18 protein-coding genes and 1 pseudogene are annotated in these 20,983 nt (G+C 69.0%); 6 read left to right on the top strand and 13 right to left on the bottom strand.

The features are described 5' to 3' along the window. Positions 1–190: 190 nt before the first annotated feature. Complete coding sequence (pabB, locus tag JTE92_RS26970; RefSeq protein ID WP_204620464.1) at positions 191–2,113, top strand: aminodeoxychorismate synthase component I; 1,923 nt, start codon at positions 191–193, stop codon at positions 2,111–2,113. 22 nt (positions 2,114–2,135) lie between these two features. On the opposite strand, the gene JTE92_RS26965 is transcribed toward pabB, so the two are convergent. The 9 genes from JTE92_RS26965 to JTE92_RS26925 all read right to left on the bottom strand — a co-directional run bounded on the left by JTE92_RS26965 (position 2,136) and on the right by JTE92_RS26925 (position 9,756). Beyond that, on the bottom strand, positions 2,136–2,819 hold the full coding sequence (locus JTE92_RS26965; protein WP_063240228.1) for an energy-coupling factor ABC transporter ATP-binding protein: 684 nt from the start codon (positions 2,817–2,819) through the stop codon (positions 2,136–2,138). Next, positions 2,816–3,514 (bottom strand): ABC transporter permease, encoded by a 699-nt coding sequence (locus JTE92_RS26960; protein ID WP_063240227.1) that lies wholly within the window; start codon positions 3,512–3,514, stop codon positions 2,816–2,818. Before JTE92_RS26960 ends, JTE92_RS26965 begins: the two co-directional genes overlap by 4 nt. 4 nt (positions 3,515–3,518) lie before the next feature. Further along, positions 3,519–4,340 (bottom strand): 3-methyl-2-oxobutanoate hydroxymethyltransferase, encoded by an 822-nt coding sequence (gene panB / locus JTE92_RS26955; protein WP_063240226.1) that lies wholly within the window; start codon positions 4,338–4,340, stop codon positions 3,519–3,521. Positions 4,341–4,446: 106 nt separating this feature from the next. After that, positions 4,447–5,088: a deoxynucleoside kinase gene (locus tag JTE92_RS26950; RefSeq protein WP_063240225.1), complete on the bottom strand. Its 642-nt coding sequence runs from the start codon at positions 5,086–5,088 to the stop codon at positions 4,447–4,449. Between the two features lie 31 nt (positions 5,089–5,119). Beyond that, entirely contained in the window at positions 5,120–5,647 is a 528-nt protein-coding gene (folK, locus tag JTE92_RS26945; RefSeq protein ID WP_063240224.1) for a 2-amino-4-hydroxy-6-hydroxymethyldihydropteridine diphosphokinase, read from the bottom strand. Further along, on the bottom strand, positions 5,648–7,177 hold the full coding sequence (gene pcnB / locus JTE92_RS26940; protein ID WP_063240223.1) for a polynucleotide adenylyltransferase PcnB: 1,530 nt from the start codon (positions 7,175–7,177) through the stop codon (positions 5,648–5,650). 1 nt (position 7,178) lies between these two features. Continuing rightward, positions 7,179–7,853 (bottom strand): histidinol-phosphatase, encoded by a 675-nt coding sequence (locus tag JTE92_RS26935; protein WP_063240222.1) that lies wholly within the window; start codon positions 7,851–7,853, stop codon positions 7,179–7,181. A 57-nt stretch (positions 7,854–7,910) separates the two neighbouring features. Then, positions 7,911–8,621 carry a DnaA regulatory inactivator Hda gene (gene hda / locus JTE92_RS26930; protein WP_029048934.1) on the bottom strand — a complete coding sequence of 237 codons (711 nt, stop codon included), beginning with the start codon at positions 8,619–8,621 and terminating at the stop codon, positions 7,911–7,913. Positions 8,622–8,685: 64 nt separating this feature from the next. Next, entirely contained in the window at positions 8,686–9,756 is a 1,071-nt protein-coding gene (locus JTE92_RS26925) for an AI-2E family transporter (protein WP_063240221.1), read from the bottom strand. A 192-nt stretch (positions 9,757–9,948) separates the two neighbouring features. Between JTE92_RS26925 and purM the strand changes: the two are divergent. From purM to JTE92_RS26900, 5 genes and pseudogenes are all read left to right on the top strand, one after another. Further along, positions 9,949–11,000: pseudogene (gene purM, locus JTE92_RS26920) on the top strand (phosphoribosylformylglycinamidine cyclo-ligase). Positions 11,001–11,331: 331 nt separating this feature from the next. After that, positions 11,332–12,663, top strand: a complete 1,332-nt coding sequence (locus JTE92_RS26915) for an MFS transporter (protein ID WP_063240219.1) — start codon at positions 11,332–11,334, stop codon at positions 12,661–12,663. A 54-nt stretch (positions 12,664–12,717) separates the two neighbouring features. Continuing rightward, complete coding sequence (gene hydA, locus JTE92_RS26910) at positions 12,718–14,154, top strand: dihydropyrimidinase (protein WP_063240257.1); 1,437 nt, start codon at positions 12,718–12,720, stop codon at positions 14,152–14,154. A gap of 40 nt (positions 14,155–14,194) precedes the next feature. Further along, on the top strand, positions 14,195–15,589 hold the full coding sequence (locus JTE92_RS26905; RefSeq protein ID WP_063240218.1) for an amidase: 1,395 nt from the start codon (positions 14,195–14,197) through the stop codon (positions 15,587–15,589). Between the two features lie 39 nt (positions 15,590–15,628). Then, the gene (locus JTE92_RS26900) at positions 15,629–16,372 is read left to right on the top strand and encodes an aspartate/glutamate racemase family protein (RefSeq protein ID WP_063240217.1); all 744 of its coding nucleotides are present in this window, start codon (positions 15,629–15,631) and stop codon (positions 16,370–16,372) included. A 51-nt stretch (positions 16,373–16,423) separates the two neighbouring features. On the opposite strand, the gene JTE92_RS26895 is transcribed toward JTE92_RS26900, so the two are convergent. From JTE92_RS26895 to mutL, 4 genes are all read right to left on the bottom strand, one after another. Next, positions 16,424–17,170: a GntR family transcriptional regulator gene (locus JTE92_RS26895; protein WP_063240216.1), complete on the bottom strand. Its 747-nt coding sequence runs from the start codon at positions 17,168–17,170 to the stop codon at positions 16,424–16,426. Positions 17,171–17,291: 121 nt separating this feature from the next. After that, on the bottom strand, positions 17,292–17,795 hold the full coding sequence (locus tag JTE92_RS26890) for a GNAT family N-acetyltransferase (protein WP_063240215.1): 504 nt from the start codon (positions 17,793–17,795) through the stop codon (positions 17,292–17,294). A 56-nt stretch (positions 17,796–17,851) separates the two neighbouring features. Beyond that, a complete protein-coding gene (miaA, locus tag JTE92_RS26885) occupies positions 17,852–18,820 on the bottom strand; it encodes a tRNA (adenosine(37)-N6)-dimethylallyltransferase MiaA (protein WP_063240214.1) in 969 nt (322 codons plus the stop codon). A 30-nt stretch (positions 18,821–18,850) separates the two neighbouring features. Further along, the gene (gene mutL, locus JTE92_RS26880) at positions 18,851–20,833 is read right to left on the bottom strand and encodes a DNA mismatch repair endonuclease MutL (RefSeq protein ID WP_063240213.1); all 1,983 of its coding nucleotides are present in this window, start codon (positions 20,831–20,833) and stop codon (positions 18,851–18,853) included. Positions 20,834–20,983: the final 150 nt, after the last annotated feature.

Genomic DNA, 20,983 nt, shown 5'->3' with positions numbered 1-20,983 from the left:
GGCCGGTTTTGTTTTTGGTGCGACGCTCGCGTCTGCAACCCGCCGGTTTGCTCCCCTCTCCCGCTTGCGGGAGAGGGGCCGGGGGTGAGGGCAGGCGCATCCATCGTCCATCGCGCGCGCGCCGCGCGATAATGCATCCTTGTCTTGCTTGCCGGCCTTTCCGGCGGCCCTCTTTCCCTGACGATTTCCCGTGGTAGCAAGCATCCCGCCCCCGCCCTCACCCCCGGCCCCTCTCCCGCAAGCGGGAGAGGGGAGCAAACCGCCGGGCGGAGAAGACGCCTTTGTCCTGCTTGACGATGCCACGGCTGCGCCGGCCGAAGCCGCGTCACGCCTCTACACCGGCTTCGTCCGCCAGGACGTGCTGCCCGCCGGTAGTGATGTCGCGCAACTCGACGCCATCCTCGCCGAAGGCTGGCGCCACGGCTGGCATGCCGCGCTGTTCGCCCCGTACGAGTTCGGCGGCGCGCTGGTCGATGCGCCCGTCCATACCGGCAGCGCCATGCCGTGCCACGACGGCGCGCTGCGCCTGCTCTGGTTCCGCGACCTGCGCCGCCTCGACGGCGCTGCCGTGGCCGCCTGGCTGCAGGCCAACGCCGCGCCGGCTCCCGCCGGCCTGATGGACGTCGCCTCCGACACCCCGCGCGCAGCCTTCGACGACGCCATCGCCCGCATCCACCAGTGGATCGAGGCCGGCGACACCTACCAGGTCAACTACACCCAGCGCCTGCGCTTCCATGCCTTCGGCGACCCGCTGGCGTTGTATGCCGCGCTGCGCACCGCGCAGCCGGTGCCGTACGGCGCGCTGGCAAGGTTGCCCGCCGACGCCTGGGTGCTGTCGCTGTCGCCGGAGCTGTTCGTGCGCCACGACGGCGACCGCCACCTGCTGACGCGCCCGATGAAGGGCACCGCGCCGCGTTCGGGCGATGCCGCACGCGACGCGCAGGCCGCCGCGGCACTGGCTGCCGATGCCAAGAACCGCGCCGAGAACGTGATGATCGTCGACCTGCTGCGCAACGACCTGGGCCGCATCGCGCAGCCGGGCAGCGTGGCGGTGCCCGAGCGCTTTGCCGTGCAGCCGTTCGGCGCGGTGCTGCAGATGACCTCGACGGTCACCGCCACGGCGCGTCCCGGGACCGGCTTCGGCGCGCTGATGGCGGCGCTGTTCCCGTGCGGCTCGATCACCGGCGCGCCCAAGCGGCGCACCATGGAGATCATCGCCGCGCTGGAAGGCACGCCGCGCGGGCTGTACACCGGCGCGATCGGCTGGGTCGATGCCCCGCAAGCCGGTGCCGCCATGGGCCCGTTCGCGCTGTCCGTGGCGATCCGCACGCTGGTGCTGGCACCGCCAGCGGCCAGCGGGCTGCGCCGCGGCGAAATGGGAGTTGGCGGCGGCATCGTCCACGACAGCGTGGCCGCCGAGGAGTTTGCGGAATGCGGCTGGAAGGCGCGCTTCCTGACGCGGCTCGATCCCGGCTTCACGCTGTTCGAGACCATGCGCGTGCAGGACGGCGAATGCCTGCACACGGACCGCCACCTTGCGCGCCTCGGTAACTCGGCGCGTGCGTTCGGGTTTGCCTTCGATGCCGACGCTGCACGGGCAGCGGCGGTGACGCAGGCCGGGCAACTTGGCGCCGGTACCTGGCGCCTGCGCATGGCGCTGGACAAGGCGGGCACGCTGTCCTTCTCCAGCGGCGCAGTTGTGCCGTTGCCGGGGCCCGTCACGGTCGACCTGGCGCCGGAACCATTGCCCGATGCCGACCCGCTGCGCCGCCACAAAACCAGCGCCCGCGCGGTCTTCGATGCCGGCTGGCAGGCCGCCGAGCGTGCCGGCGGCTTCGACCGCCTGTTCTTCAATACCCGCGGCGAACTGCTCGAAGGCGGGCGCAGCTCGGTCTTCGTCCGCGTCGACGACCGCTGGCTGACGCCGCCGCTGTCGGCCGACATCCTGCCCGGGGTGATGCGCGCGGTCGTGCTGGAGGAGGGCGGCAAGGCGCTGGGCGCACCCGGCGAAAGCGTGGAGGAAGGCGTCATCACGCGCGCCATGCTGGGGCGCGCCGACGCCGTCGTGGTAGTCAACGCACTGCGCGGCGCGATGCCGGCAACGCTCAGGTAAGCGCTAGGGGGCGCTACGGGTGCTACGGGTGATGCGTGTCCAGCACGCCATCGCCCAGCTTCCAGCGCACCACGCCAGGCAGGTTGATCAGCTCGCGATCATGGCACACCATGATCACGGTGCGGCCTTCGGTGGCCAGGTCCCGGACCAGCGCGATCACCTGTTCGCGTGCGTGGCCGTCGAGACTGGAGGTGGGCTCGTCCAGCAGCAGCAGTTCGGGCTCCAGCACCTTGGCGCGCGCCAGCGCCACGCGCTGGATCTCGCCGCCCGACAGGTGCTCGGGCGCGGTGTCCTGCAGGTGCGACACGCCGGCCCAGCCCAGCGCCTCGCCCACCCGCCGCGCGATCTCGTCGTGCGGCAGGTGGCGCGCATGCAGGCCGTAGGCGATGTTGGCGCGCACCGAGGTGCGGAACAGGTAGGGGTGCTGGTGCAGGTAGGCAATGCGCTGGCGCACCGCCGGCGGCAGCGGATCGAGCGGCGCGTCGTGGCTCTGGCCGTTGGCATCGGTCCATTGCACGGTGGCGCCCGGCGCGCGCTCCAGCCCGGCCAGCATGCGCAGCAGCGTAGTCTTGCCGGCGCCGTTCATGCCGGTCAGCACGATCGCGGTGGCGCGCGGGATCACCAGTTCGTCGATGGCAAACAGGCGGCGCAGGCCGATGGTGCGGGCCAGCCCGCGCACGGTCAGCAGTGGCAGCACAGGTGTCATCGCCGGAACCCTCCGGCGCCCTGCAGCCACGCCATGCCGATATTGACCAGCAGCGCCAGCGCCACCAGCACGATGCCCAGCGCAATGCCCTGCGCGAATTCGCCCTTGCTGGTTTCCAGCGCGATCGCGGTGGTGATGGTGCGGGTCGAGCCTTCGATATTGCCGCCGATCATCAGCGCCGAGCCGACCTCGGCGATCACGCGCCCGAAGCCCGCCACCACCGCCGCCATCAGCCCGAAGCGCAACTCGCGCAGCACCGTGAAGAAGGTGCGCCAGCGCCCGGCGCCCAGCACCCATGCGGTTTCGCGCAGGCGCACATCGGCACCCTGCAGTGTCGACAACGCAAACGCCAGCACCACCGGGAAGCCGATCACCGCCTGCCCCAGCACCATGCCCGACGGCGTGAACAGCAGGTGCAGGCTGCCCAGCGGGCCCTGGCGCGTCAGCAAGAGATACAGGATCAGCCCGACCAGCACGGTCGGGAAGGAGAGAAAAGCCTGCGCCACCACCACCACCGCGCGCCGCCCGGGAAACTGCCGCGTGGCGATCAGCCAGGCAGCGGCGATGGCCGGCACGGTGGCGATCGCCAGCCCCAGCACCGCGATGGCCAGCGAGGTCCAGACGATGAACCACAGCCCCGCGTCGCCGCTGCCGAGCAGGCGGAACGCGGCGGCGGTAGCGGCAGCGATCTCCACCGGGTCAGGCGGAGAAGGTGTGCTCGGGAGCGGGGAAGCTGCCGTCCTTGACCGCGGCCACGTAGGCGCGCACGGCGCCTTCGATCGAGGTCTGGCCTTCCATGAAGTTGCGCACGAACTTGGCCTTGCGGCCGGGGTAGACGTTGATCATGTCCTGCAGCACCAGCACCTGGCCGGTGCAGTCGACGCCGGCGCCGATGCCGATGGTCGGCACCTTCAGCAGCTGCGTGATCTCGCCGGCGAGCCTGGCCGGCACCGCTTCCATCAGCACCACCTGCGCGCCCGCTTCCTGCAGCGCCAGCGCGTCGCGCTTGAGCTGCGCGGCGCCAGTGTCGGTCTTGCCCTGCACCTTGAAGCCGCCCAGCGCATGCACCGACTGCGGCGTCAGGCCGATATGCGCGCACACCGGGATGCTGCGCTCGACCAGGAATTTGACGATGGGCGCGAGCCAGTCCCCGCCTTCGAGCTTGACCATCTGCGCGCCGGCCTTCATCAGCGTGACGGCGCTGGCAAACGCGGTTTCCGGCGTCGGGTAGGTGCCGAACGGCAGGTCGGTCACCAGCATGGCGGTCTGGTTGCCGCGCGCCACGCATTCGGTGTGGTAGGCCATCTGTTCCAGGGTCACCGGCAGCGTGGTCTGCTGGCCCTGGATCACGTTGCCCAGCGAATCGCCGACCAGGATCATCTCGACGCCGCAGTAATCGAGCAGCGCCGCGAAGCTGGAGTCGTAGGCGGTCAGCATGGCGATTTTCTCGCCGGCGTCGCGCATCGCCTGCAGTTTGGGGATCGTGATGGTCTTGCGGGAGGGATCGAGGAGGTAACTCATGGCAGTGCCCGAAGGTGACGGCGGGTTGTGCCGCTAAACCACCCGCGATACCACGCAGGGCAACGGCTGCCGTCGTTATTGTGTTGTGGCTGGCAGGCGGGGCCTGTCAGGGCGCAGCGAGATTGAGAAAGGCCTTGCGGCCGCGCATGTTTTCAATGCGCGACAGTAGTGTACGGAAATCGTCATCGTTGTCCACCGGATTGAAGTGGGCGGTATCGACGACCAGCACCGGGGCCTCGTCGTAGCGGTGGAACAGTTCGCCGTAGGCGTCGGCCAGCCGCTGCAGGTAGTGTTCGTCGATGCCGGCCTCGCCCGGCTCGCCGCGGCGCACGATGCGCTCGCGCAGCAGCGACGGCGTGGCCTGCAGCACGATGACCAGGTCGACCCGCTGCGGCGGCAGGCTGAAGCGTGCGGCAATGGCGTCGTACAGCACCAGTTCGTCAGGCGCCAGCGTCAGCGCCGCGTGCAGGCGGTCCTTCGCCATCAGGAAATTGGTCACCATGCGCTGGCCGGCCAGCAGCGCGGCCTGCCATTGCTGCAGCTGCACGGCGCGCTGGGTCAGGCACCACAGCTGCATTGCCAGCGCGTGGCGCGCGGGATCGCGGTAGAACGGTTCCAGGAAGGGACTGCGGCGCGCGCAGTCAGGCAGCTCGTGCGCCTGCAGCGTGCGCGCCAGGCGCTGGGCCAGCGAGGTCTTGCCCGATCCGACGGGGCCTTCGACGACGATGCGGCGCAGGTGATCGAGCATGGCGCTTCGCGCGGATGGCGTGGCTGTGGCCTCAGCCGGTACGGCCGGCCCCGCCCTCGGCCTGCAGGCGCAGGCACTTGCAGGTGGAGACTTTCTCGATGCGCTGGGACGCCACGCCGGCCAGGAAGTCGGCGGCGCGGCCGCGCCCCGGGATCGACAGCTCGGCGTCAAGCTCCACCAGCGGCACCAGCGCGAAGGCGCGCTCGGTCACGCGCGGATGCGGCACGGTCAGGTGCTCGTCATCGCATTGTTCGTTGCCGAACACAAGGAGATCCAGGTCGAGCGTGCGCGGCGCGTTGCGGAACGGGCGCTCGCGGCCGAACTGGTCCTCGATGTGGTGGCAGATGCGCAAGAGCTGCGCTGCGGTGAACGAGGTCTGCACCTTGACCACCGCGTTGTAGTAGTCGTCGCCGCCTGCATCGACCGGCGCGGTGCGATAGAGCGAGGAACGGGCCAGCACCGTGATGCCGACCTGCTGGGCCAGGCACACGATCGCGTCCTTGATTGCCTGGCGCGCATCGCCAAGATTGGCGCCGATGCCGATGAAGGCGAGAGTCATTTACGTTTCCTCCGGCTGGCCGGGGCCGGCATGTGCTGGCTGGCCCGCGTCCGAGTCGCTCCGGGAAGAAACTTTATCCGATTTCCGCGGACTGCGTCGGCGGCGCTTCTTGCGCGCCGGGCCTTCGCCTTCCGCACCCTGGGCTCCGCCCTGGCCGCCACCCTGGCCCCGCGCGCTGCGCACGGCGTCGATCAGGTCTTCACGCTCATGCGGCTCGGCGTTCTGGAAGTCCTGCCACCAGGCGGCCAGCTCTTCCGGCAACTCGCCGGACTGGCAGCGCAGCTGCAGGAAATCGTAGCCGGCGCGGAAGCGCGGCGACTCCAGCAGGCGGAATGGCATGCGGCCCACGCGCTTCTCGAAGCGCGGCTGCATGCCCCAGATATCGCGCATGTCGGTGACGAAGCGGCGCTGGATCGCGAGCTGGCCGGTCTGCTTTTCCAGCACCGAGTCCATGGCGCTGTTGAGCGCGGCGATGGCGTGCTCGCCTTCCTCGCGCAGCTGGTTCCAGCGCTGCAGCACGTGGTGCCACAGCAGCGCGGCGAACAGGAAGCCCGGCGAAACCGGCTTGCCGGCCTGCACGCGCCGGTCGGTGTTGTCCAGCGCCAGCTGCACGAAGCGCTGGCCCATGGGCTGCTCCAGCGCCACGTCCAGCAGCGGCAGCAGGCCCTTGTGCAGGCCAGCCTTGCGCAGCTCCTGCAGCGAGGCCCAGGCGTGGCCGGACATCAGCAGCTTGAGCATCTCGTCGAACACGCGTGCGCTCGGCACGTTGTGGATCAGCTCGGCCAGGCTGGCGACCGGGTGGCGCGTGGCCTCGTCGATATCGAAGCCGGTCTTGGCGGCGAAGCGCACCACGCGCAGCATCCGCACCGGGTCTTCGCGGTAGCGCGTGGCCGGGTCGCCGATCATGCGCAGCGTGCGCGCGCGGATGTCTTCCATGCCGCGATGGTAGTCATGCACGGTCTGCGCGGCCGGGTCGTAGTACATCGCGTTGATGGTGAAGTCGCGGCGTTCCGCGTCTTCGGCCTGCGAGCCCCACACGTTGTCGCGCAGCACGCGGCCCGAGGCGTCGATCGCATGGGTCTTGCTGTCGAGCTCGGCGCGCTTCAGGCGTCGGCCTTCGGGCAGGGTCTCGCTGGCGATGGCGTCGACCAGCGCGCGGAAGGTCGAGACCTCGATGATTTCCTGCTCGCGCCCGCCGTAGAAGGTCACGTGCACGATCTGGAAGCGGCGGCCGATGATGCGCGAGCGGCGGAACAGCGACTGCACCTGCTCGGGCGTGGCGTTGGTCGCGACGTCGAAATCCTTGGGCTTGATGCCGAGCAGCAGGTCGCGCACGGCGCCGCCGACGATATAGGCCTGGTAGCCGGCCTGCTGCAGCGTGGAAGTGACCTTGACAGCATTGCGCGACAGCAGCGTGGGGTCGATCTGGTGCTCGTCCACGTTGACGATGCGCGGCGTATGGGCGCGGCCGGTGCGGCGCTGCTTGGGGCCGGGCTTGCCCAGCAGCCGGGTAATGAGCTTCTTGATCACGTCAGAACAGATCCATGATGCGCCAGCCGGCCGCGGCGGCGTGGTGGCGCAGGCGATCGTCCGGATTGGTGGCGATCGGCTCGGAGACCTTTTCCAGCAGGGGCAGGTCGTTGGCCGAGTCGCTGTAGAAGGTGGTGGTCTCGAAGTTGTCCCAGCCCGCGCCCTGGGCCTTGAGCCAGGCTTCGACGCGGGTGATCTTGCCTTCGCGGAAGCTGGGCACGCCGAAGACATCGCCGGTGAACTGGCTTTCCGGCTTGCCGTCGATGGTGGCGGGCTCGGTCGCGATCAGGTGCTTGATGCCGAAGGCGGCGGCGATCGGCGCCGTGACGAAGCTGTTGGTGGCGGTCACCACCGCGCACAGGTCGCCGGCCTCGATGTGCTTGTAGACCAGCGCGCGCGCCTGCGGCGTGATGACCGGGTCGATCACCTCGTGCATGAACTGCATGCGCATGGCGTCGAGCCGGTCGCGCGGGTTGGCCGCCAGCGGCCCCAGCGCGAAGCGCAGGAACGCCTGGATGTCCAGCGTGCCCGCCTTGTAGTGGTTGTAGAACTCGTCGTTCTTCTGCCGGTAAATTTCCTCGTCGACGATGCCCAGGCGGACCAGGAAGCGGCCCCATTCATGGTCGCTGTCGGTCGGGATCAGGGTGTGGTCGAGGTCAAAGAGTGCCAGATTCATGGGGCGCGATTTTACCTTAAGGCAGGATGGGGGTAAGGGAACGGGCGGGGCCATAGCCTAATCCCGGAATTCAGCGAACATCTCGCGCAGCAGCGGCAGCGTGACCGGCCGCTTGCGTTCGAGCGAATAGGTGTCGAGCGCGTCGAGCAGCGCCATCAGGCTGGGCATGTCGCGATAGTGGCGTGTGACCAGCCAGTGCGTGATCTCGGGCGACAGCTGCAGGCCGCGCTCGCGTGCCGCTTGCAGCACTGCAGCCTTCTTGTCGTCGTCGGACAGCGGCGCGACCTGGTACACCAGGCCCCAGCCCAGCCGGGTGCGCAGGTCTTCCCGCACCGGCATGGCGCGCGGGGCCAGGCCGCCGGCAACCACCAGCGCGGTGCGCACATGGGCGCGCACCTCGTTGTACAGCGAGAACACCGCGATCTGGCGCGCTTCGTCCAGCAGTTCGACGTCGTCGACGGTGTAGAGCTGGCACCACGGGTCGAACAGGAAGTCGGACAACGGGTGGTGCGGGCTCAGGTAGCGCGAGCGGATGCCATGCTGCGGTGCGGCCTCGCAGACCGCGTGCAGCAGGTGGGTGCGGCCGCAGCCGACCTCGCCCCACAGGTAGACCAGCCGGTCGGTGGCGCGCTCCTGCGCGACCGCGGCGGGCAGCTCCTGCAGGCGCTGCACCGGCTCGCGGTTGGACGCCACCACGAAGTTCTCGAAGGTCGAAGGCGGCGGGCTGCCCAGCTCGAGCGACAGTTGCTTGTTGGGACGCGGGGACATGGCGTATGGCTAACTTGCGGGGTGGCGTCGGGGTCGGTGATGCTAAGACTGGTGCTGGTAGTCGTTATTTTCGGTACAGGTCGCTGGCCAGGTAAACCCGGCGCAGCTGGCGCGCGCCGACCAGCAGCACCGCGCACGTCGGCAGCGCCAGCAGCACGCCGAAGAAGCCGAACAGCTGGCCGAAGGCGAGCAGCGCGAAGATCACCACCAGCGGGTGCAGCCCGATGCGCTCGCCCACCAGCCGCGGCGTCAGGTAGAAGCTTTCGATGAACTGGCCGAAGCCATAGACCACGGCCACCGCGGCCAGCCCGTACCAGTTGCCGAACTGCAGCAGCGCGGCCAGGATCGCCATGACCAGCCCGACCCCGAAGCCGATATACGGGATGAACACCGCCAGCCCGGTGAAGACCCCGACCGGCACGCCGATATCGAAGCCGGCGATGGTCAGGCCGATCGAGTAGATCGCCGCCAGGATCACCATCACCAGGATCTGGCCGCGCAGGTATTGCGACAGCAGTGCGTCGGTTTCATTGGTCAGCTCGCGCACCTTGGGCACCCAGCGGCGCGGCACCACGCCCTCGATGCGGCGCATCACCATGTGCCAGTCCATCATCAGGTAGAACATGACGATCGGCACGATGAAGATGATGCCGGCCACCGTGATCAGCGCCGAACCCGACATCTTGACGTAATTCAGCAGCACCACCAGCAGGTCTTCGGGGCTGGCCGCGAAGCGGTCCGACATCATGTTGCGCAGGCCCGGGAAGTCAAAGCGGATGCGCACCCCGAACTCTGCCAGCCGCGGCGACACCACGGAGTTGAGCTTCTTCAGCAGGACCGGCAACTGTTCGCGGATCTGCGGGATCTCGCGCTGGAGCACCGCGATCAGCAGCAGCAGCAGCATCACGCAGATTACCGTCAGCAGCAGGATCATCAGCGACACGCCGATCGCGCGCGGCACGCGCCGGCGCTGCAGCCAGTCGACGCCGGGGTTCAGGATATAGGCGAAGATGAACGCGAACAGGAACGGCGTCAGCACCGGCGCCAGCGCGATGATCGCGGCGAACAGCGCGATGGCCACTGCGATCCAGAGCAGGATGCGTTTGGTCTCTTGGTTCAGCAGCGGGGCGTTCATCAATGGTCAGGCGGGGGGCAGCGTGGCGGGTTTGCGGCAGGTGGGACCGGAAACTGGAAGCCGGGGGCCTCTATCCGTTAAAATTGCGATTCTACTGGACTCGCGCCCGCCTTCCGATGCCAAGCGACGGAAGCTGTGCTGGCCCGAGCGCCGGATTCCTCACTTTATTTCCTCCAGGACAAGCAGGTTCCCATGAGCGCATCCCCGACCGACGGCCAGGCAGGCCTTTCCTACCGCGACGCCGGTGTTGACATCGACGCCGGCGACGCGCTGGTCGACCGCATCAAGCCGTTCGCCAAGCGCACCATGCGCGAAGGCGTGATGGCCGGCATCGGCGGGTTCGGCGCGCTGTTCGAGCTGTCGAAGAAATTCCAGGAGCCCGTGCTGGTCTCGGGCACCGATGGCGTGGGCACCAAGCTCAAGCTGGCGTTCCAGCTGAACCGCCATGACACCGTCGGCCAGGACCTGGTCGCGATGAGTGTCAACGACATCCTGGTGCAGGGCGCCGAGCCGCTGTTCTTCCTGGACTACTTCGCCTGCGGCAAGCTGGACGTCGACACCGCCGCCACCGTGATCCAGGGCATCGCCCGCGGTTGCGAGCTGGCCGGCTGCGCGCTGATTGGCGGCGAGACCGCTGAAATGCCGAGCATGTACCCGGACGGCGAATACGACCTGGCCGGCTTTGCCGTCGGCGCGGTCGAGAAGAGAAGATCATCGACGGCAGCACCATCACCCCGGGCGACGTGGTGCTGGGCCTGGCGTCGTCGGGCGCGCATTCCAACGGCTACTCGCTGGTGCGCAAGATCATCGAGGTGGCCAGGCCGGACCTGAACGCCGACTTCCACGGCCAGCGCCTGCAGGACGCCATCATGGCGCCCACGCGCATCTACGTGAAGCCGCTGCTGTCTCTGATCGAGACCCTGCCAGTCAAGGGCATGGCCCACATCACCGGCGGCGGCCTGACCGAGAACGTGCCGCGCGTGCTGGCGCAGAACGTGACCGCCGTGCTGCAGCGCGATGCCTGGACCCTGCCGCCGCTGTTCCAGTGGCTGCAGGCGCAGGGCCGCGTGGCCGACGACGAAATGCACCGCGTCTTCAACTGCGGCATCGGCATGGTGGTGATCGTGGCCAAGGAAGATGCCGAACGCGCCATCCGCCACCTGCAGGCCGCCGGCGAAGCCGTGTGGCAGATCGGCGAGATCCGCGAACGTGCCGAGGGCGAGGCCCAGACCATCGTGGTCTGACGCGACCTCAGCGCTTCACATAAAAAACGGCGCATGCCTTTGGGCATGCGCCGTTTTTTTTGTCCGTGCCACGACGGCTCCGTGTTTACCCGAATCCGGCGCCAGCGAGCCAAGCCATTTGGCAGCCGATACCGCTTTAGTGCACCGCACCAAGATCCAGCATGCATATGCACCACATCTGACAAACAATATTTTGCTTGATTGTATGGCGGTTTATGGCCTAATGTACTGAGCAGAGGCGAGGCACACGCATGCCCCGTCCAGAGACAACCCAGCGCGCAGCCGGAGACCGGTGCGCAGCGGGCAGGCCAGGGACCATTGGAGGACCACCATGCAAGCAGTCAGCATCGACGCCGCGGGAAAAGGCGCGTCGGCCCAGAAACAGTCAGTCGCGCGCGTCGCCGGTGCCAGCCTGGCCGGCACCACGCTGGAGTTTTACGACCACTTCATCTACGGATCGGCCGCCGCGCTGGTCTTCCCCAAGCTGTTCTTCCCGCAGAGCGATCCGCTCACCGCGACGCTGTTGTCCTTCGCCAGCTATGGCGTGGCGTTCGTGGCGCGGCCGCTGGGTGCTGCGATCTTCGGCCACTACGGCGACAAGATGGGCCGCAAGTCGATCCTGATCATCACGCTGCTGATGATGGGCCTGGCCACTTTCGGCATCGGCCTGCTGCCGACCTATGCCACGGCCGGCGCGCTGGCGCCGCTGCTGCTGGTGCTGCTGCGCGTGGTGCAGGGCCTGGCGCTGGGCGGCGAGTGGGGCGGGGCCGCGATCATGGTCAACGAGCTCGATCCCGAAGGTAAGCGGCGCGGCATCCTCGGCAGCCTGGTGCAACTGGCGGCGCCGATCGGCCTGCTGCTGGCCAACGGCATCTTTGCGCTGGTGACGTGGCAGGTGTCCGAAGAAGCCTTCCTCAGCTGGGGCTGGCGCGTGCCGTTCCTGCTGTCGGCGCTGCTGGTCGGCGTCGGGCTCTACATCCGCTCCAACGTGCGGGAATCCGGCATGTTCGAGAAGCTGGAGGAATCGCATGCCGAAGCGCGCGCGCCCATCATGGAAGTGCTGCGCAACTACAAGAAGCAGCTGCTGATCGCGTTCGGCGCGCGGCTCGGCGGCGACATCGCCTTCTACGTGTTCACGCTGTTCCTGCTTTACTTCGTGCCGACCAAGCTGGGCCTGCCCAAGAGCATCGCGCTCAACGCCGTGCTGCTGGGCGCGGTGGCGCAGATCCTGTTCATCCCGATCGCCGGCCTGCTGGCGGACCGCATCGGGCGCCGCCCGGTGCTGATGATCGGCGGCATCGGCGGCGCGGTGTGGGCCTTTGTCTTCTTCTCCATGGTCCAGACCGGCAGCCCGGCGCTGATCATGCTGGCCTCGTTTGTCGGCATGGTGCTGGTGTCGTTCATGTTCTCGCCGCTGGCCTCGTTCCTGCCCGAGCTGTTTGCCACCCGGGTGCGCGTCACCGGTGCCTCGCTCGGCTTCCAGTTCGCCGGCGTGTTCGGCGGCGCGCTGGCCCCGCTGATCGCAATCGGCCTGCTCGACCGCTTTGGCAGCACCGCCCCCGTGGCGATCTACCTGGCGGTGGTGTGCGCGCTGATCGCGGTCGCCGCGGCCGCGGCACGCGAAACCGCACGCATGCACCTGTCCGACGCGGACCGCTCATAACCAGCCCGGGGCGCGCCCGCGCGCGCTCCTTCATTTCCTTTCGTGACCAACATCGTGAAACAGTTCGACCTGATCATCCGCAACGGCACCGTGGTGACCGCCAGCGATACCATGCAGTGCGATATCGCCATCAACGGCGGCCGCATCGTGCAGCTCGGGCTTGACCTGGGCGATGCCGCGCAGGTTATCGACGCCAGCGGCAAGCTGGTGCTGCCGGGCGGCGTCGATGCGCACTGCCACCTGGACCAGCCCATGCCGGACGGCCTCAGGATGGCCGACGACTTCCGCACCGGCTCGGTCTCGGCCGCGTGCGGCGGCACCACCACCGTGATCCCGTTCGCCGCGCAGGAGAAGGGCCATTCGCTGCGCGCGGCGGTGGAGGACTACCATCGGCGCGCTGGCGGCAAGTCGGTGGTCGACTACGCCTTCCACCTGATCGTTGCCGACCCGACCCATGCCGTGCTGCAGGACGAGCTGCCGGGGCTGATCCGCGAGGGCTATTCGTCGTTCAAGATCTACATGACCTACGACGACCTCAAGCTCGACGACCGCCAGATCCTCGAGGTGCTGTCGGTGGCGCGCCAGGAAGGCGCGCTGGTGATGGTGCATGCCGAGAATTCCGACTGCATCGCGTGGCTGACCGACAAGCTCGAGGCCGCCGGCAACACCGCGCCGCGCTTCCATGCGCTGGCCCGGCCGATGGCGATCGAGCGCGAGGCCACGCACCGCGCCATCACCTTCTCCGAGCTGGTCGACGTGCCGATCCTGATCGTCCACGTCTCCGGCAAGGAAGCGGTGGAGCAGATCCGCTGGGCGCGCAACCGCGGCATGAAGATCTTTGCCGAGACCTGCCCGCAGTACCTGTTCCTGACCGCCGAGGACCTGGACCAGCCCGGCTACCACGGCGCCAAGTGCGTGTGCAGCCCGCCGCCGCGCGACCGCAGCAACCAGGAGGTGATCTGGGACGGGCTGGCCGACGGCCTGTTCACGATCTTCTCGTCCGACCACGCGCCGTTCCGCTACGACGATCCCGCGGGCAAGAAGCCCGGTGGCAAGGAAGTGCCGTTCCAGTACATCCCCAACGGCATTCCGGGCCTCGAGACGCGGCTGCCGCTGCTGTTCTCGGCGGGCGTCAACGGCGGGCGCATCTCGGTGAACCAGTTCGTGGCGCTGACCTCGACCAATCCCGCCAAGCTGTACGGCCTGCACCCGCGCAAGGGCACCATCGCCATCGGCGCCGATGCCGACCTGGTGCTGTGGGATCCGCAGCGCGAGGTGCAGATCCGCAATACCGGGCTGCACCATGCGGTCGACTACACGCCGTATGAAGGACAGCGCGTGACCGGCTGGCCGGTGACCACGCTGGTGCGCGGCAAGGTCGTCGCGCATGAAGGCGAAGTGCGCGCCGAGGCTGGCCATGGCGAGTTCCTGCCGTGCGCGCTGCCGGAGATGGCGCGGCCGCGCTACCGCACTTCGGGCGGCAGCCTGTGAGGGCGCTGGCTTTTTCGACAACTTGACCGACACTGCCGATATGGAACTGACCAATAGCCTGGACGCCGCCACCATCGCCGGCCGCGTGGCCGCCGGCCGCCTCGATCCCGCCGAAGTGGTGGCGGCGTTCCAGGCCCGCATCGCGGCGCGCAACGACCAGCTCAACGCCGTCTTCGAACAACGCCAGGAGCTGGTCGACGCCGACCTGGCGCAACTGCGCGCACGGCTGGCACAGGGCGAGCGCCCGCTGCTGGCGGGCGTGCCGGTGATCGTCAAGGACGTGATCTGGAGCCAGGGCCGCCGCGTCACGCAGGGCTCGCAGCTGTACCGCGACTTTATCGCGCCGGCCGACGCGATTGCCGTCGAGCGCCTGCGCCGCGCCGGCGCGATCGTGCTCGGCATGGGCAATACCTCGGAGTTCGCCTGCAAGGGCCTGACCACCAACAAGGTCTACGGCCTGACGCGCCATCCGCTCGACGCCACGCTGACCGCCGGCGGGTCATCCGGCGGCTGCGCGGTGGCGGTGGCCGCCGGCATGGCGCCATTGGCGCTGGGCACGGATGGCGGCGGCTCCAGCCGGCGCCCGCCCGCCCATGCCGGCGTGGTCGGCTTCAAGCCGTCGTACGGCGCGATCCCCGATTCGATCGGCTTTGCCCACGCCTTCAATGGCATCCAGGTGATCGCGCCGATCACGCGCACCGTGAGCGATGCGGCGCTGATGTTCGAGGCGCTGGCCGGCGCCGATGCGCGCGACCCCGATACGCTGGGCTTCAGTCTCGCGGCCGAGCGCCCGCTGCATACGCTGCGGATCGCGCTGAGCCCGCGGCTGGGGTTCGACACGCCGGTCGACGATGACGTCGCCGAAGCCTGCGCGAGCGCCGTGGCGCGGCTGCAGGCGGCAGGCCTGAGCATCGAGCTGGCCGACCCGGCCTGGCCCCAGGGCACCGACGAGGCAGCGCTGATGCCGCTGCAGCATGTGGGGCTGGCCAATCTCTACGGCGAAGCCTGGCGCCGCGATCCCGATGTGTTCGATCCCGATATCGCGCGCCAGATCGAGCGCGGGCTGGCGTGGACCGGCGCCGATGTGGCGCGTGCCCGCGAAGCCAGCCACCAGGTTGCACTGGCCATGGCGGAGTTCTTTACCCGCTACGACTTGCTGCTGTGCCCGACCACGCCTTGCGTGGCATGGCGCAACGACCGGCTGGGGCCCGAACGGATCGGTGGCGTTGCCGTCGAGCCGCGCGCCCATGCGGTCTTCACCCCATTCTTCAACCATGCGCTGGCACCGGCGATTTCGGTACCTTGCGGCAGCGGCCGCGACGGCCTGCCGGTGGGCCTGCAGATCGCCGGCCCGCGCGGCGCCGACCGCACCGTGCTGGCCGCGGCCCGGCTCGCCGAACGCGTGCTCGCGGTGCGGCCCGGCACGAATGGCTAACTGCGCGGCTAACTACGGATAACCACGGATAACAACGATATGCGAATCCTTGTCCTCAATCCCAATACCAGCGAAGGCATCACCGCGCGGCTGATGGCCGCGGCCACCCCGGTGGCAGCGCCCGGCACCGAGCTGGTGCCGCTGACCGCCAGCCGTGGCGTGCCCTATATCGCCACGCGCGCCGAGGCGCAGATCGGCGGCGCCATTGCGCTGGAGATGCTGGCGGAACGCCACACCGAATTCGATGCCGCGATCATCGCCGCCTTTGGCGATCCCGGCCTGATGGGCGCGCGCGAGCTGTTCGACCTGCCGGTGGTAGGCATGGCCGAGGCGGCCATGCTATCGGCCTGCATGCTGGGCCGGCGCTTCTCGATCGTCACCTTCGCGCGCGCGCTCGGGCCGTGGTACGAGGAATGCGTGGACATGCACGGCCTGCGCGGCCGGCTGGCCGGCATCCGCATGCTCGACGGCAGCTTTGCCTCGGTCTCGGACGTGCAGGAAGAAAAGGAAGCGGTGCTGGTGGAACTGGCCAACCGCGCCGTGGTGGAAGACGAGGCCGACGTGGTGATCCTGGCCGGCGCGCCGCTGGCGGGCCTGGCCGCGCGCGTGCGCGACCGCATCCCGGTACCGGTGGTCGACCAGATGGCCGCCGCGGTCAAGCAGGCCGAGGCACTGGTCGCGCTGCAGCCGCGCAAGGCCACCGCGGGCACGTTCCGGCGTCCGGATGCCAAGCCCACGATCGGCCTGGCGCAGGCGCTGGCGGCGCGCATCGAGCACCGCTGAGCGTTTGCTGTCAACGTATCATTCCCGCGCGCTGCGGGAATGATGCCGGCCTTACACCGCCGCGAACACCGCTTCCAGGTCCACTTTCTCTTCAGCCGGCAATTCCAGCCGCAACGTGCTCTCGACATGCTCGAGGTGCTCGTCCATCAGCCGCGCCACGCGCTCGCCGTCGCCGGCTTCCAGCGCATCGACGATGTCGTCATGCTCGTGATGCGGGCACGACGGCACGCCCGGCGCGTCATACAGCGCGATGATCAGGCACGTCAGCGAGCACAGTTCGCGCATGTACTTGCCCAGGTACTGGTTGCCGGTCAGTTCCGCCAGCCTGCAATGGAATTCGCCGGACAGCCGGATGATGGCGCGCCGGTCGTTGCTGTCGCGCGCCTGCGCTTCCTCGCGCGTGGTCGCGCGCAGCGCCTTCAGCCCGGCCGGACCGATCGCGCCGGCAAGGTCACGCACCAGCGCAGGTTCGAGCAGGCGGCGCGAATGCAGCACCTGCCGCGCTTCGGCCACGCTCGGGCTCGATACGAAGGTGCCGCGGTTCGGGTGCACCGTCAGCACGCCTTCGTGGGCCAGCTTGCCGAAGGCGAGCCGCACCTTGGTGCGGCTGACGCCGAACACGCCGCCCAGTTTTTCCTCGACCAGCTTGGTGCCGGGCGGCAGCCGGTGTTCCCAGATCGCGGTCAGGATGCGGTCGGCGATTTCCTCCACCGACGCACCGCGCGCGTTGTCCGCATCGTTTTCGTTGGCGTTGCCCAGGGCGGGCGCGGCGGGCTGGTCGGCTTTGGTTCGGGGCATGGCGGGTGGGCGCTGGTGGGCGCGGGTGGGCCAGGAAAAGACATTCGTCGCCGTCATTGTATGGCGGCTTGTCATCAAGTGTATAACACCGGCGGTGGACCGGTTGCCGCGCCCTGAGGATTTACTTCGACTGGCCCAGCCTGGCCAGCGCGTCGCCGGTCACGCGGCAAATGCGCCAGTCGGGCAGCACGTCGGCGCCCATGGCCTGGTAGAAGTCGATCGACGGCTGGTTCCAGTCCAGCACCGACCATTCGAAGCGGCCGCACCCGCGTTCGACCGCCAGCGCGGCCAGGTGCTGCAGCAAGGCCTTGCCCAGGCCATGGCCACGCCAGGCCGGGTCGACGTACAGGTCTTCCAGGTACAGGCCGGGTTTGGCGAGGAAGGTGGAGAAGTTGTGGAAGAACAGGGCGAAACCGACCGCCTTGGGCGCGCCATTGACGTCAACTTCAACCAGCACCGCCTCGGCGTGCGGCGTGGCGCCAAACAGCGCTTCCTCGATCTTTTGCGGCGTGGCTTCGACGAGATGCGTCAGCTTCTCGTAGTCGGCCAGCGCCAGGATCAGGTTGAACAGGGTTTCGCTGTCGGCAGCGGTGGCGGGGCGCAGGGTGAAGGCGGGTCTGGACATGTTCGTCGATAGGAAAGAACAGGATCCGCGATTATCGCCTGCGCATCACTTTGCCGTCAGCGGCCGAAGTCCGCCAGCCTGCGCACCTCGTCGACATAGCCCGGCGCCAGGCAATCCACCACCAGCCGCTCCGGCGTGCTGCGCAGCCAGGTCAGCTGGCGCTTGCACAGCTGGCGCGTGGCGGCGATGCCGCGCTCGCGCATGGTGTCGAAATCGCACTCGCCATCGAGGTATTCCCACACCTGCCGGTAGCCGACACAGCGGATCGACGGCAGCCCCGGATGCAGGTCCTCGCGTGTGCGCAGGCGGCGGACTTCGTCGATAAAGCCGTTGGCCAGCATGGCGTCGTAGCGCTGTGCGATGCGCGCGTGCAGCGCCAGCCGGTCCGACGGCTCGAGCCCGATCACGCGGTAGCGCTGGTCGGCGGCGCCGGCAAAGGTGCGGCCCTCGGCCTGGCGGGCCAGCAGCGCCGACATCGGCTGGCCGGAAAGCCGGTGGATTTCCAGCGCGCGCTGGATGCGCTGCGCATCGTTGGGCGCCAGGCGTGCCGCGGTGACGGGGTCGACTTGCGCCAGCATCGCATGCAGCGCCGGCCAGCCGCGCTCGGCGGCAAGCTGGTCCAGTTCGGCACGCACGGCGGGGTTGGCCTGCGGCAGGTCGTTCAGCCCCTGTGTCAGCGCCTTGTAATAGAGCATGGTGCCGCCCACGATCAGCGGCACGTTGCCGCGCGCGCGGATCTCGCCGATCAGCCGCTCGGCATCGGTGACGAACTGCGCGGCGGAATAGCTCTCGACCGGGTCGATGATGTCGATCAGGTGGTGCGGGGCCGCAGCCAGTTCTGCGGGCGTGGGTTTGGCCGTGCCGATGTCCATCTCGCGGTACACCAGCGCGGAGTCCAGGCTGATGATCTCCACCGGCGCATCGGCCGCCAGCGCCAGCGCGGCGGCGGTCTTGCCCGAGGCGGTAGGCCCGAGCAGGCAGACCACGGGAGAGGGCGTGGCGGAATCGTCTGGTACGGCGGACATCGTCGGCAAAGGTGTGAAGAGGCAGGGCGCTTACTGGCCGCGCAGGAACAGCCGGTCCAGCTCGGTCACGGTCAGTTGCACCCAGGTCGGGCGGCCGTGGTTGCACTGGTCGGCGCGCTCGGTCTGCTCCATCTGGCGCAGCAGCGCGTTCATTTCCTCGACGGTGAGCCTGCGGTTGGCGCGCACGGCGCTGTGGCAGGCCAGCGTGGCCAGCAGCTCGTTGCGGCGCTCGGCCAGTACGCGCGAGCCGCCGTAGGCGTGCAGGTCGCGCAGCACGTCGCGCGCCAGCGCTTCGGCGTCGGCCTGTTGCAGCAGCGCGGGCACCGCGCGCACCGCCAGCGTGGTGGGCGATACCGGCGTGATGTCGAAGCCGAGCAGCGCCAGCGTTTCCTGGTGCTCCTCTGCCGCGCCGATCTCGACCGGGCTGGCGGGCAGCGTGACCGGGATCAGCAGCGGCTGCACGGCCAGGTCGCGCGCATCCAGGCCGGCCTTGATCTGCTCGTAGAGGATGCGTTCGTGCGCGGCGTGCATGTCCACCAGCACCAGTCCGCGCGCATTCTGCGCCAGCACATAGATGCCGTGCAGCTGGGCGATGGCATAGCCGAGGGGGTGGTCGTCGGTGGCGTCTGCCGCGTCAGCGGAGGCCGGGGGCAGGCGGTCGAGCAGGCCTGGCGGCTCTTCGGCGCGCGCGGCCTGCGCATCGGCCAGCCAGGCGGGCGGTTGGGCCGACACGCCGGGGAAACCGCCACCGGGGACGCCATAAGGACGCGGCGCCGGCGCGGTCGCGTCGCGCACCATGCCGAGGTAGGCCTGGCGCGGCTGCGCAATGCCGAGCTCGGTCTGCCGTGCGGCGGAGTAGTTGAGCCACTGGCTGCCGCCTCCGCCACCACCAGCACCACTGCCGAACGACGGTCGCGCACCCGGCGGCGCCGCGGCCGGCAGCCGGATCTCGCCGTCCTCATCGGTATGCAGGCTGTCGCCGTTCTCGCCGGCCTGGCGTGCCAGGCTGCGCTGCACCGCGTGATAGACGAACTGGTGCACCGCGCGCGATTCGCGGAAGCGCACCTCGATCTTGGACGGGTGCACGTTGACGTCGACCATCTCCGGCGGCAGGTCCAGGCACAGCACGTACGACGGGAAGCGGTCGCCGTGCAGCACGTCCTGGTAGGCGCTGCGCACCGCATGGTTGAGCAGCTTGTCGCGCACGAAGCGGCCATTGACGAAGAAGTACTGCTGGTCGGGCCGCCCGCGCGACGCAGTGGGCAGGCCGGCAAAGCCATACACGTGCAGCGCGTCGGCCTGTTCGTCCAGCGGCAGCCGCGCCCGCGCGAAGTCGCCGCCCAGCACCTGCGCGGTGCGGGTGGCGACGTCGCCGGCGTTCCAGTGCTCCAGCGGCTTGCCGTTGTGGTGGACCGAGATGGCCACGTCGGGCCGCGCCAGCGCCACCCGGCGCACCATCTCCAGGCAATGCCCGAGCTCGGTCTGCTCCGATTTCAGGAACTTTCGGCGCGCCGGCGTGTTGAAGTAGAGGTGCTGCACGTCAACTGAAGTGCCGACCCCGCCGGACGCCGGCTGCACGGTGCCGGTATCGGCACTGACCTGCGTGGCATGGGCATCGGCCGCGGTGCGGCTGGTCAGCGCAAGCTGGGAAACCGAAGCGATCGAGGCCAGCGCCTCGCCGCGGAAGCCCAGCGTCAGTACCGATTCCAGTTCGTCGAGCGACGCAATCTTGCTGGTGGCGTGGCGCATCAGCGCCACCGGCAGCTCGGCGGCAGGGATGCCGCAGCCGTTGTCGGTGATGACGATGCGCCGCACGCCGCCTTCTTCCAGCCGGATGCCCAGCTGCGAGGCGCCAGCGTCCAGCGCGTTTTCCAGCAGTTCCTTGACCACCGAGGCCGGACGCTCCACCACTTCGCCGGCGGCGATCTGGCTGATGAGCTGGTCCGGCAGCGGACGGATCGGACGCGGCAGCTGGGTGGTGCGAAGGGAGCTTGGGCTGGCGGAATCGGGCATCCGGTGATTATACGTGGCCGTCCACGCAGAGTCGGCGCCACCGGCCCGCGACAAGTGGCGGAAGGGCGCGCCGGCTCTTGTATGATTCAGGCCAAGGCGGCATGCGCCGCGTGGACTTGTGCAGTCAACCAAACCATATCGGGGAACGAC

Source organism: Cupriavidus oxalaticus (genome assembly GCF_016894385.1).
Lineage (GTDB): Bacteria > Pseudomonadota > Gammaproteobacteria > Burkholderiales > Burkholderiaceae > Cupriavidus > Cupriavidus oxalaticus.
The sequence above is the reverse complement of the archived record's forward strand: the minus strand, read 5'-3'. Positions and strand labels throughout refer to the sequence as shown.